This is a genomic window from Salinivibrio sharmensis, from assembly GCF_001995985.1.
In the GTDB taxonomy this organism is placed as follows: Bacteria; Pseudomonadota; Gammaproteobacteria; order Enterobacterales; family Vibrionaceae; genus Salinivibrio; species Salinivibrio sharmensis.
The window spans coordinates 1-12,013 of record NZ_MUFC01000005.1; the positions used below are offsets into that span (position 1 = coordinate 1).

The window sequence follows — 12,013 nt, forward strand, 5'->3', positions numbered from 1 at the left end:
CTCTAAAGGGTTGTTCTAGACTAGAACGTTGATAGGCAGGGTGTGTAAGCGCTGTGAGGCGTTGAGCTAACCTGTACTAATTGCCCGTGAGGCTTAACCATACAACACCCAAGAGGTTTTGGGTTGGACTTGAAATAAGCCAGTTGATTGTGGCGAGAACGAACAGCTTTCTAGATTACCGAATTTGCTTGGCGACCATAGCGCTTTGGACCCACCTGACTCCATGCCGAACTCAGTAGTGAAACGAAGCAGCGCCGATGGTAGTGTGGGGTCTCCCCATGTGAGAGTAGGACATCGCCAGGCTTTAATTATAAATTGCGCCTATTGCTTGCGATTTTTGATAGCTGCGATGCTCATGTATTGGCATACACTGTGCGTCTCGCTTCAAAACTCTCTGCGCATAGCTCGCAATTTAATCATCAAAGCAGATTTGCGTAAGACTTTGATGAGACAGAATTGGTGCGGAGTGGTAGTTCAGTTGGTTAGAATACCGGCCTGTCACGCCGGGGGTCGCGGGTTCGAGTCCCGTCCACTCCGCCACTACTTAGAAACCCTAGCTGAAAAGCTGGGGTTTTTTGTTATTGGGTCGTTGGGGTGATTTGCTTTATAAATAAGCGATTAAACGTCTGAAGAGTAATTGGTGGTGGTAATTTGTCGCGGGATCGCTACAATAGGCATCTATCTACAGGGGTATAGCTCCAATTGGCAGAGCAGCGGATTCCAAATCCGCGTGTTGGGGGTTCGAATCCCTCTACCCCTGCCAAATATCAAAGCATCGACATTGTCGGTGCTTTTTTTGTATGTGAATCATCAGGCTTCTAGCAACTCAGCGTCTCTTCCCTTTTTCTTCCTCCTGTTTCTTGCCCACATGTCGCGGTATGATGACTTTTTACCAATCGAAAGGAGTACCCAGTGGTAAGCATATTGTGGGTAGGACTTGGTGGCGCACTAGGAGCGTCTTCGCGCTTTTTGGTCTCAGAGTGGAGCATCACAGTCTTTGGCCGTGGATTCCCTTACGGCACCTTAATCGTTAATGTGCTGGGCTCATTGGCGATGGGGGTCTTTTTAGCGGCGATGAGCCAAGAATTAATCGCCCCAGCTCCTTGGCGGCAGCTATTTGCGATTGGCTTTTTAGGCGCGTTCACCACCTTTTCAACCTTTTCTGTGGATACTTTGATGTTGTTCCAGCATGGTGAGACGGTAAAAGCTTTGCTAAACGTGGGCCTCAATCTCGCGTTGTGCTTGGGGGCGGCAGCTATGGGGGCTTGGTTACTAGCACGCATCACTGGCTAGGTGAAAACATTGTGTTACGTCGCTTGTTGTTGCGGCGGTGATTTCTTATACTGGCGTTGAACTTGTCGGAGTGCCAATTGGCTGAGACCACGTTAAGTGGGATCCGTTGAACCTGATCTGGTTAGGACCAGCGAAGGGAACAAGAGATGCATCAGATCACAGACCGTACGCGTCTGCCAGTTTGCTCACATCTCAATTCAGCGTTTTCCGGCAAGCATTAATTCCCATAATGAACACCGGAGTAATGCTATGTCGACCCGTAAACAGGCCCGTCTTGAGGCCAAATCTTTTATCGATTCTCTCTCTACGCAAACCTACCCTAACTCGGAAAAAGTCTATGTCGAGGGCTCACGACCTGATATTCGCGTAGGCATGCGAGAAATCCATCTGTCTCCGACCTTTGTGGGCGGGAGTAAAGACAATCCAAAGTACGAGGCCAATGAATCCATTCGCGTTTACGACACATCAGGACCTTATACCGACCCACAGAGTGCTATCGATATTTACCAAGGCTTAGCTCCAGTGCGCAAAGCCTGGATTGATGAGCGTGCTGATACTGAGTTTCTTGATGCAGTGAGCTCAGACTATGCAAAGACCCGCCTCAGTGATGAAACCTTGGATGATCTTCGCTTTAGTGCCTTACCGCCTATCCGTCGGGCGAAACCTCACCAATGTGTGACCCAACTTCACTACGCACGCCAAGGCATTATCACCCCAGAGATGGAATTTATCGCTATCCGGGAAAATATGGGTCGTCAGCAGTATCGTGAAGAGCAACTAAACCGCCAGCACCCAGGGGAAAGCTTTGGCGCGCATTTACCCTCAAACATCACCCCCGACTTTGTGCGCCAAGAAGTTGCTGAAGGGCGTGCGATTATTCCTGCCAACATTAACCACCCAGAAGCGGAGCCGATGATCATTGGGCGTAACTTTCTCGTGAAAGTGAATGCCAATATTGGTAACTCGGCGGTGAGCTCCTCCATTGAAGAAGAAACCGAAAAGTTGGTGTGGGCGACCCGTTGGGGCGCGGATACAGTGATGGATTTATCGACCGGACGCAATATCCACGAAACCCGCGAGTGGATTTTACGCAATAGCCCAGTCCCGATTGGCACTGTGCCTATGTATCAGGCGCTTGAGAAAGTGAATGGCATTGCCGAAGACCTGACTTGGGAAGTGATGCGCGATACCTTGATAGAGCAAGCCGAGCAAGGGGTCGATTACTTTACCATTCACGCTGGGGTGCGTTTGCACTATGTGCCCATGACCGCCAATCGCGTGACTGGGATTGTCTCGCGTGGTGGGTCGATTATCGCCAAATGGTGCTTGGCGCATCATCAAGAAAGCTTCCTCTATACCCATTTTCGTGAAATCTGCGAGATTTGTGCCGCGTATGATGTCTCTCTGTCACTAGGCGATGGGTTACGTCCCGGCTCAGTGGCTGACGCGAACGACGAAGCGCAATTCAGTGAGCTACGTACTCTGGGCGAGCTTACCAAGGTGGCATGGGAATACGATGTGCAGGTGATGATTGAAGGCCCCGGCCATGTGCCCATGCACATGATCAAAGAGAACATGGACGAGCAGCTCACCCATTGCCATGAAGCGCCTTTTTATACTTTAGGCCCGCTGACTACCGATATCGCGCCTGGTTACGACCACATCACCTCCGGGATTGGTGCGGCGATGATTGGCTGGTTTGGGTGTGCGATGCTTTGCTATGTCACGCCTAAAGAACATCTGGGTCTGCCCAACAAAGAGGATGTTAAAACTGGGCTTATCACCTACAAGTTGTGTGCGCACGCCGCCGACTTAGCCAAAGGACATCCGGGCGCGCAGGTGCGAGATAACGCCATTTCCAAAGCGCGCTTTGAATTCCGCTGGGAAGATCAGTTCAACCTTGCTTTAGATCCGGTGACGGCGCGTGCTTATCACGATGAAACACTGCCTCAAGAGTCTGGCAAGGTCGCACACTTTTGCTCCATGTGTGGGCCGAAATTCTGCTCCATGAAAATCAGCCAAGAAGTTCGAGATTATGCCAAAGAAAATGGCTATGCCGCCGCGGGCGAAGCTATTGATGTCACTATGCTGGAAGACCCGTTAGCAGGTATGCAGCAAAAATCGCAAGAATTTCGAGAAAAGGGCAGTGAGATCTACCTGCAAAAATCCCATCATTCGTCACCACAAGGCGCTGAGGTAGCGGACAGCGATAAGGTGGAGTCATGAGCCTGACCCCGTTTGCGCCTATGTCTGAAGGTATAGGCCCATTATATCCGGTGGTGGACGATGTGGACTTGCTCGAACGCTTACTTTGCTTGGGGGTGAAAACCGTGCAACTGCGTGTGAAGCAGCCAGCATATCCACAATTGCGAGATTGGGTACAGCGCGCGGTGGCATTGGGCCGCGCGCACCATGCGCAGGTGTTTATCAACGATCACTGGCAGCTCGCGCTTGAGGCTGGCGCTTATGGCGTTCATCTGGGACAGCAAGACTTACAAGAGGCGGATCTTGACCGGCTTGCGCGGCAAGGCGTGCGTCTTGGCGTATCGACACGCAGTCCCGAACAGCTCGCCGCAGCGGTTAACCTCTCGCCCAGTTATCTCGCCATCGGCCATATTTTTCCCACCACCACCAAACAGCTCGCCGAGCCACCGCAAGGCGTTTCAGCGTTAGCGCAGCAGGTGGCGACTGTGGATGGCCGTTTCCCGACGGTGGCGATTGGCGGTATTGATCTCGACCGAGCCCCTGACGTTTGGCGCACCGGCGTGGACGCCATTGCGGTGGTCCGTGCTGTGACGCAAGCGCCTGATTTAGCGGCGCGCATTGACGCATTTAATCGCTGTCTTAATCCATCAAGACAACAAGGAGGGCGTGATGCTATCGGACAGTGAATACCTGCGTTATAGCCGGCAAATCATGCTGCCAGAAGTTGGAGAGTGCGGGCAACAGGCACTGAGCAAGGCGCGCGTGTTAATGGTCGGTGCCGGTGGGCTTGGAACCACCGCGGGTCTCTATCTTGCAGGCGCTGGCGTGGGTCAGTTAGCGATTGCTGACTCAGACCACATTGAGCTATCTAATTTGGGGCGTCAGGTGGCGTATCGGGATGAACAAATCGGCACCGATAAAGCCGCAGCGCTAGCCGCTAACTTGGTCGCGCTGAATCCACATTGCCAGTGCCGAGCCATCAATGCCTATCTAGAAGGTGAACGTTTGGCGCTTGAAGTGGCGATGGCGGATGTGGTCCTTGATTGCAGTGATAATCTCGCTACTCGCCATGCAGTCAATCAAGCCTGTGTAGAGGCTGGCACACCCTTGGTGAGCGCAGCGGCGATCGGTTGGCAAGGCCAGTTATTGGTTTATCAACCGCATAGCGCATGTTATGCGTGCGCCTTCGCAGACGTGACGCTTTCTGAACCCACGCGCTGTTCTGAAGCTGGGGTAATGGGACCTGTGGTCGGCATGATGGCCACCGCGCAAGCGTTGGAAGGAATAAAACTGTTATTAGGGCAGGCGGTCGGTACCAATCGCTTGTCACTACTGGATGGACAAACCATGACATGGCAGCACTTTTCGCTGTCCGTTAATCCGCACTGTGCGGTTTGTCAGCCAATGCGGGAGGTAAAAGATGCGGTTAATCATTAATGACACGCCTACAGAGGTCAATGCCACGACCGTCGCGCAACTGATTGAGGAGATGAAGGTGCCGGCCGAATCAGTCGCGGTCGCGCTAAATCAGACCATTATTGCGCGTGATGCTTGGTCATCCACGTCACTCACCGCTGGCGATAGCTTGGCGGTCTTTCAAGCGATTGCTGGAGGATAATTATGTTAACCATTGCGGATACGACGTTTTCATCTCGCCTGTTAACCGGCACCGGCAAGTTTGCCAGTCGCAAGACCATGGCCGAATCACTGGCGGCCAGTGGTACTGAACTGGTCACCATGGCGCTAAAGCGAGTCGATGTGCATGCCACACAAGACGATATTTTAACGCCGCTGCGCGAGCTCGGTGTGCGCCTGTTGCCCAATACCTCAGGGGCGAAAAATGCGCAAGAAGCGGTCTTTGCCGCGCGTCTTGCTAGAGAAGCATTGGGAACGCATTGGGTGAAGCTGGAAATTCACCCCGACCCCAAGTATTTGATGCCTGATCCGATTGAAACCCTTCAAGCGGCGAAAACCCTTGTGGATGAGGGGTTTGTGGTGCTGCCATATTGTCATGCCGATCCTGTGCTGTGTAAGCGTTTGGAAGAGGTGGGATGCGCGGCGGTGATGCCCCTTGGTTCACCGATTGGATCCAACCAAGGACTGGCCTCAATGGCGTTTCTCGACATCATTATCGAGCAAGCCCGTGTGCCGGTGATCATTGATGCCGGCATTGGCGCACCGTCCGATGCGGCGTTAGCGATGGAGCGCGGTGCCGATGCAGTTTTGGTCAACACCGCCATTGCCACGGCTGGCGATCCGATTGCCATGGGCGCGGCGTTTAAACAAGCGGTTGAAGCCGGACGATGTGCGTATCGCGCTGGGCTGGCGGGCACACACAATCACGCCCACGCATCTAGCCCCTTAACCGCGTTTCTTGACGTTAAGGAGGCGTGATGAGCTTTTCTGAGCGGTGGGCGGCACTCGATTGGGATCATCATCGCCTTTCGATTTACAGCAAAACGCGCCAAGATGTCGAGCGGGCGCTGGCTAAGTCCTCGCGCAATTTGGACGACTTCGCTGCCCTGATCAGTCCTGCCGCTGAAGCCTACCTTGAGGCCATGGCTCAGCAATCTGCGGCGCTGACGCGGCAGCGGTTTGGCTACACCATGGGGTTTTATATTCCGCTGTACCTCTCCAATTTATGCGCCAACGTGTGTACCTATTGCGGTTTTTCGATGGAAAACCGAATCAAACGGCGCACGCTGGATGAAGCCGAAATCGCCGCCGAGTGTGAAGCGATCAAGAAAATGGGCTTTGACAGTGTGCTCTTGGTGACCGGTGAGCATGAAACCAAGGTAGGGCTCGAGTATTTTCTCCGCGCCTTACCCGTGGTGAAGCGATACTTTCATCATGTGGCGATGGAGGTGCAGCCGCTAGATACCGAGGCGTATCGCGCCTTGGTGGCACAAGGTGTGGATGCGGTGATGGTGTACCAAGAAACCTACCACGCTCCAACCTATGGGGAACACCACAAGCGCGGGAATAAAACCGACTTTCACTACCGGCTGCAAACCCCAGATAGGTTGGCACAAGCAGGGGTCGATAAGATCGGTCTCGGCGCCTTGATTGGCCTTGAGGACTGGCGCACCGACAGTTTTTTTACCGCCCAGCATCTGGATTATCTGGAAAAGCAATACTGGCAAAGCCGCTATTCGTTGTCCTTTCCACGCTTACGTCCTTGCGCGGGCGCGCTGCAGCCGAAATCAGTGATGACGGATAAGCAGCTGGTTCAGTTGATTTGTGCCTATCGGTTGTGGAATCCGCAGGTCGAGCTGTCGCTATCGACACGAGAGTCACCCCACTTTCGCGACAATGTGTTACCCCTTGGCGTCACGAGCCTATCCGCGGCGTCAAAAACCCAACCGGGCGGCTATGCGAACCCTGAGCCACAATTAGAGCAGTTTGCCATCAGTGATGAACGTAGCGCGGCAGAGGTGGCCGCCAGCGTCCGTGCCCTCGGTTTTGAGGTGGTATGGAAAGATTGGGATAACATCTACGATGTGGCGCGTCAGGCGCAAATGGCTTCACAAACGGCAGCGGGTTAGCGACAATGCGGGCATGAAACGTATTACTGTATATGTAGGTCCGCGCTGTCCTCACTGTGAGGCGGCCAAAGCTTACTTGGATAAAAAAGGGCTGCGTTATCGTGTTGTCGATACGGCCACGCCTAAAGGCAAGAAGCTGCTGGCGGCAACTGGCTCGCGGGGTGTCCCGGTGATTTGCATTGGCGATACGACTTTGCGCGGCTTTTCGCCCAAAGCGGTCGAGAAAGCCCTGAAAGGGGAATAAAAAAGCGTCCAATCGGACGCTTTTTGTTTTTCACACTCGGTGAAGACACGACTTAACGGCTTAGCGGTGCGGTCGCTTGTTTTAACCAAGCTTGGTCTTGATCATCGAGGTGGGGACTGATTTCATCCCACACGGTTTGATGATAGCGATTCCACCACTGGATTTCCGCCTCGCTAAGTAAGCTCACATCGACCAAACGGCGATCGATCGGTGCACGCGTGAGTGAGGCAAACCCGAGCATCGTCATGTCACCCTCGGTGGGCTTTTCTTCAATCAACTCGAGGTTTTCAATCCGGATCCCAAACGCGTCGGCGCGATAGTAGCCCGGCTCGTTTGATACCACCATGCCCGGCAATAGCGCGACGCTATTGGGCGCTTTGGAAATGCGCTGCGGACCTTCGTGCACGTCCAAGAAATGCCCGACACCGTGACCGGTGCCATGGTCAAAATCATAGCCGTGTTGCCACAAATACTGGCGTGCTAAGGCATCAAGCTGGCTGCCTGAGGTGCCTTTCGGGAACAGCGCGGTGGCCAGCGCAATATGCCCTTTAAGCACCAGCGTGAAGGCCTTTTTGATCTCAGCGCTGCATTCGCCCACCGGCACGGTACGGGTAATGTCGGTGGTGCCGTCATAGTATTGACCGCCTGAGTCGACTAAGTAGACGTTGTTGCTCTCAATCACGCTCGGTTTAGGCTGATTGTTGTGGTTATAGTGACACATGGCCGCATTGCCACCGGCGGCAGAAATAGTATCAAAGCTTAAGTCGACCAGTTGATCGTCTTGTTGGCGGAATTGATACAGGGTGTCCGCGAGCACGGCTTCATCAGGGCGTTCACCGGCGTCGACTTGACGGTCAAACCAGGCCAAAAAGCGGGTCACGGCAACTCCATCGCGCACGTGACAGGCACGCATACCGGCGATTTCTTTCGGGTTCTTGGCTGCTTTTTCAAGCGCACATGGGTCTTGCGCTTCCACCACAGTGACTTGCGCTTGTTGGAGGGTGTCCAGTGTCCACGCATTGGCACCGTTTGGGTCGACCAATACACGTTGACCGCTCAGCGCTTGCAGGGCATCAACCAGACTGTCTGGGTGCGCGACGCTCACGCCTTGGCCCACGTGTGCATCAAAGCCTTCGGGGAGACGGTCAGGGTCGATAAACACGGTGACGTCACCGGATTGCTTGATAATCGCTTGGGTCAGCACCACGGGTAAACGTGGGATGTCGCGACCACGGATATTGAGCAGCCAACAGACGGCATCGGGTTGAGTGAGTACCGCGGCATCAAGGTTCTGATCGGCTAACTGCTGGCCAATGGTTTGACGCTTATCTAAGCTGGCGCGGCCGGTTTTCTCTTCACCCAGTAAAATGGCAGGGCTATTAAGCGGGGCGGGGCGATCGTCCCACAAGCTTTCAATCGGGTTTTGCTCCACACTCACCAGTGTCAAAGCCCCATCCAACGCGCGTTGGGTACGTTTGTACCAAGCAGCGCTATGCATGCGAGCGTCGATAGCCAGCTTGGCACCCTTTGGCAATTGTTGCTGGGCCCATTGCACCGGTGGCTCATCAATCAGGTGGCAGTAGTCAAACAGGCCGGCGGGGACTTGCTTACGGACTTGAACCACATAGCGGCCATCAACAAAAATCGCTGCCTTGTCGCGGGTGATCACCGCGGCGCCTGCTGAGCCGGTAAAGCCGGTCGCCCAGTGGAGGCGTTCGTTGTGCTCAGGCACATACTCACCGAGATATTCGTCTTCATGGGGGATGAGTAGGGCGTCATAATCGTGTTGAGCCAGCCAGTGTCTTAGCTGCTCAATACGCTTGGTAAGGGTCGCGTCCATTATTCTTCCTTCTTTGTAGGGGGTGAACTTGCCATGTTCGGCTACGCGTAAAAAACCAGTGCGTTAGACCCTAGCGCGATTGGCGATAGGCTGCAATTTTGCTGGGCTAAATTGCTGACAGCGTGAAATAATCAAGGCTTTCAGCCATTGGTGCCCCGGGTCATTATCTTGATTTTGATGCCAAAACAAGGTGTACGCCATCGGCGGTATTGGCGTTGGTAACGGCCGTACCACCAAATTGAGCGACGCGGCAATATAATGCGCAAACTGGCTTGGTGAGGTAAACACCAGGTCGGTATAGGTACACAGGCTCGCCGCACTGTTGAAATCTGGCACGTACATGGCAATGTCACGCTCAATATTACGCTCTGCTAGTTTATAGTCCAACAGCCAGCGGTCATTCCCATCACACTTCACCTGTACATGTCGCAGTCCAAGGTAACGCGCTTCATCCCATGGGCCCTTGAGTGCTGGATGATCAGCGCGCATCAACACACACTGGTGATCTTGGCAAAGCTCTTGGTAGCGTACGCCTTTGGGCGGCATCATGGTCAGCATGGCATCGGCGGGATTTAAATCTTTGCCGGTAATGCCAAAGTCGATATTACCGCGCGCGAGACCATCAAAGGTGGTTTGATCCCAAGCAGCGGTATTAAGAGTGATAGCTGGAGCCGCTTCCAGCATATCGCCAATAAACTGTGGCAAAAGCAGTGGATAGGCGCTTTCTACCAACGAAAACCGGAAGCAGCGATCACTTAAGTGTGGTTGAAAGTGGTCCGGCTCGGTCATCGCCGCAACATCATTGAGTAAAGCCCGTAGTTTGGGTTGTAAGGCTTGTGCGCGTGCTGTGGGCTTTAACCCGTGAGCTGCACGGGTAAAAAGCGGATCGTTAAACTGCTCTCTCAGTCGCGCTAAGTTTTTACTCACCGCCGATTGGCTTAAATGCAGGCGTTTTGCCGCCCCCGTGACATTACACTCTTCCAATAATACATGTAAGCACACCAATAAATTAAGGTCGGTGCGCTGCAGCTGGTCCAAATCCATTACAGGTATTCTCCGTGGGAATAACTGCTTTTACTATAAACCATTATGGTTCATATCGTGAAGCCACTATACTGCGTGCCTGTATAGAGGAGTAACCAATGACACACACAAATTCACCGACATCGAATCGCTTACTGGTCGCCTTAATGGTGTTACTGGTGCTGTTTAGCCCGATGGCGATTGATATTTATCTGCCTGCATTACCGTATATGGCAGGTGACTTTAATGTGAGCCCAACCTTGGCGCAAGATACCGTCACTTGGTTTATGTTTAGTCTCGGTTTAGGCCAGCTGTTTGCTGGGCCATTGGCTGACCGCTTTGGTCGTAAGCCTGTCGCGATCATTGGTATTTCACTGTATGGCCTGAGCTCACTGATGGCGTGGCTCGCGACCTCGATGGACATGATGCTGGTGGCGCGTTTGCTGCAAGGTTTTGGCGCGTGTGCCACGTCCGTGTGTGCGTTTGCGGCGGTGCGTGACCGGTTCGGTGCCGAGCGCAGCGGCCATATGATTAGCTATCTCAATGGTGCGATTTGCTTTGTGCCCGCCCTGGCTCCGCTACTGGGTAGCTGGCTCACTCAAATGTTTGATTGGCGTGCCAACTTTAGCTTTATGCTGGGTTACGCGGCTTTGGGCTTGGTCTTGGTCAGCGTATTTTTGCCTGAGACACGCCCGACACACACAGACAACTCTGGGCGCTTATTCAGCTTACGCCGCTATTGGCAAGTGCTACGCGTGCCGACATTTACCTATCACATTATTCTTTGCATGCTGGCGATGGCGGTGATCTTAGCTTACGTCACTTCCGCACCTGTATTGTTGATGGATAGGTACGGTATTTCCATGAACAGCTTCACTTTTTGGTTTGGTGCCAACGCGGCCTTAAATATCGCTGCGGCGATGTTAGCGCCGCGCTATATGCAAAAATTCGGCAGCCGCCGTGCGCTCAATATTGGCTTGATGATGCTGGTTGGCTCAGGCGGGTTGATGCTGGCATTAAGCCCCATCGCCGCCCCTTGGGCTTTTATGTTGCCGATTTTTACCTCCTCATTCGGCTTTGCCTGGGTGCTAGGTGCGTCAGCAGGTGCAGCCTTAGCGCCGTTTTCTGACCGTGCTGGCACAGCGGCAGCCTTGTTGGGATTGTTCCAAATGAGCGGCGCAGGCCTGTTGGTTAGCCTGACTCAGCGTTTAGGTCTATCGGCCAGTGATTTAATGACCGTCCATATGTGGTTGCTGCTACCTGGCTTAATTATTTTGTGGTCACCGAAAGGCAAGCAATGGCATGCCAAAGCAGTAAGAGATTAAATAATCAGTAAAAGCGACAATTCAGTTGGCAAATATAATAAGACGTGCAAAACGCTGGGGTCTCGACAACCCATCATCCCTTTTCGCTGGCTTCGGCCAGCGTTTTTTTTATTTTGCTAAAAGCCCCAAATTGAGAGTATATTTACTAAGCAAACCAAATTAATGCTCATTCCTTTTCGTTTTATATCCAAAGGTCTGTTACACACTATGTCATTATCGGCAATCGAAATGGCGCGCGTCCTTGAGCAACTTGAGGAATCGCCCGAGAAAATCATGTTTGGCAAATTGCTGGCAGAATTAGGCAGCCAAAGTGAAGAGCGTGTACGTAGCGCCGCTCATCAGGTGCCACTGAAATATTTACGCGAACTGGTTTATCAATTTAATCAAGTGATAGATGAGCGCCGCTCTGAGCGCATTGAAGAAATCACTCAAGGCTTGGCGCAAGACGGTTTATCTGTCGACGAGCTTTATGAATATGTAATCCAACGCAAGATGGGCTGATCGCCCATCACTGAAGGGATTAAACGCGAACGCGTGG

At 53.0% G+C, this 12,013-nt stretch carries 12 protein-coding genes, 2 tRNA genes, 2 rRNA genes and 1 riboswitch; of the genes, 14 read left to right on the forward strand and 2 right to left on the reverse strand.

What is annotated here, in order from left to right:
• The 12 genes from BZG74_RS06055 to BZG74_RS06110 all read left to right on the forward strand — a co-directional run.
• Window positions 1–101: ribosomal RNA gene (locus BZG74_RS06055) — 23S ribosomal RNA — on the forward strand; the annotation flags it as partial.
• Between the two features lie 86 nt (window positions 102–187).
• Window positions 188–303 (forward strand): 5S ribosomal RNA (rrf, locus tag BZG74_RS06060).
• A 160-nt stretch (window positions 304–463) separates the two neighbouring features.
• Window positions 464–540, forward strand: a tRNA-Asp gene (locus BZG74_RS06065).
• Window positions 541–686: 146 nt separating this feature from the next.
• Window positions 687–763: transfer RNA gene (locus BZG74_RS06070), tRNA-Trp, on the forward strand.
• 149 nt (window positions 764–912) lie between these two features.
• The gene (crcB, locus tag BZG74_RS06075) at window positions 913–1,293 is read left to right on the forward strand and encodes a fluoride efflux transporter CrcB (RefSeq protein WP_077771799.1); all 381 of its coding nucleotides are present in this window, start codon (window positions 913–915) and stop codon (window positions 1,291–1,293) included.
• 56 nt (window positions 1,294–1,349) lie between these two features.
• A riboswitch (TPP riboswitch) is annotated at window positions 1,350–1,449 on the forward strand.
• Between the two features lie 93 nt (window positions 1,450–1,542).
• Complete coding sequence (thiC, locus tag BZG74_RS06080) at window positions 1,543–3,519, forward strand: phosphomethylpyrimidine synthase ThiC (RefSeq protein ID WP_077771800.1); 1,977 nt, start codon at window positions 1,543–1,545, stop codon at window positions 3,517–3,519.
• Window positions 3,516–4,184: a thiamine phosphate synthase gene (gene thiE, locus BZG74_RS06085; RefSeq protein WP_077771801.1), complete on the forward strand. Its 669-nt coding sequence runs from the start codon at window positions 3,516–3,518 to the stop codon at window positions 4,182–4,184. Before thiC ends, thiE begins: the two co-directional genes overlap by 4 nt.
• On the forward strand, window positions 4,168–4,935 hold the full coding sequence (locus BZG74_RS06090) for a HesA/MoeB/ThiF family protein (protein ID WP_077771802.1): 768 nt from the start codon (window positions 4,168–4,170) through the stop codon (window positions 4,933–4,935). Before thiE ends, BZG74_RS06090 begins: the two co-directional genes overlap by 17 nt.
• Entirely contained in the window at window positions 4,919–5,116 is a 198-nt protein-coding gene (thiS, locus tag BZG74_RS06095) for a sulfur carrier protein ThiS (RefSeq protein WP_069586810.1), read from the forward strand. The genes BZG74_RS06090 and thiS overlap by 17 nt, the downstream gene beginning before the upstream one ends.
• Before the next feature lie 2 nt (window positions 5,117–5,118).
• Complete coding sequence (locus BZG74_RS06100; RefSeq protein ID WP_077771803.1) at window positions 5,119–5,892, forward strand: thiazole synthase; 774 nt, start codon at window positions 5,119–5,121, stop codon at window positions 5,890–5,892.
• Window positions 5,892–7,043, forward strand: a complete 1,152-nt coding sequence (thiH, locus tag BZG74_RS06105; RefSeq protein ID WP_077771804.1) for a 2-iminoacetate synthase ThiH — start codon at window positions 5,892–5,894, stop codon at window positions 7,041–7,043. The genes BZG74_RS06100 and thiH overlap by 1 nt, the downstream gene beginning before the upstream one ends.
• A gap of 13 nt (window positions 7,044–7,056) precedes the next feature.
• Window positions 7,057–7,287 (forward strand): glutaredoxin family protein, encoded by a 231-nt coding sequence (locus BZG74_RS06110; protein WP_069361819.1) that lies wholly within the window; start codon window positions 7,057–7,059, stop codon window positions 7,285–7,287.
• 52 nt (window positions 7,288–7,339) lie between these two features.
• Here BZG74_RS06110 and BZG74_RS06115 read toward each other — a convergent pair whose 3' ends face one another.
• Entirely contained in the window at window positions 7,340–9,127 is a 1,788-nt protein-coding gene (locus BZG74_RS06115; protein ID WP_077771805.1) for an aminopeptidase P family protein, read from the reverse strand.
• A gap of 63 nt (window positions 9,128–9,190) precedes the next feature.
• Window positions 9,191–10,171: a LysR family transcriptional regulator gene (locus BZG74_RS06120; RefSeq protein ID WP_077771806.1), complete on the reverse strand. Its 981-nt coding sequence runs from the start codon at window positions 10,169–10,171 to the stop codon at window positions 9,191–9,193.
• Window positions 10,172–10,269: 98 nt separating this feature from the next.
• Between BZG74_RS06120 and BZG74_RS06125 the strand changes: the two genes are divergently transcribed.
• The gene (locus tag BZG74_RS06125) at window positions 10,270–11,475 is read left to right on the forward strand and encodes a multidrug effflux MFS transporter (protein ID WP_077771807.1); all 1,206 of its coding nucleotides are present in this window, start codon (window positions 10,270–10,272) and stop codon (window positions 11,473–11,475) included.
• Window positions 11,476–11,682: 207 nt separating this feature from the next.
• Entirely contained in the window at window positions 11,683–11,976 is a 294-nt protein-coding gene (gene tsrA / locus BZG74_RS06130; protein WP_077771983.1) for an H-NS-like global regulator TsrA, read from the forward strand.
• Window positions 11,977–12,013 lie beyond the last annotated feature (37 nt).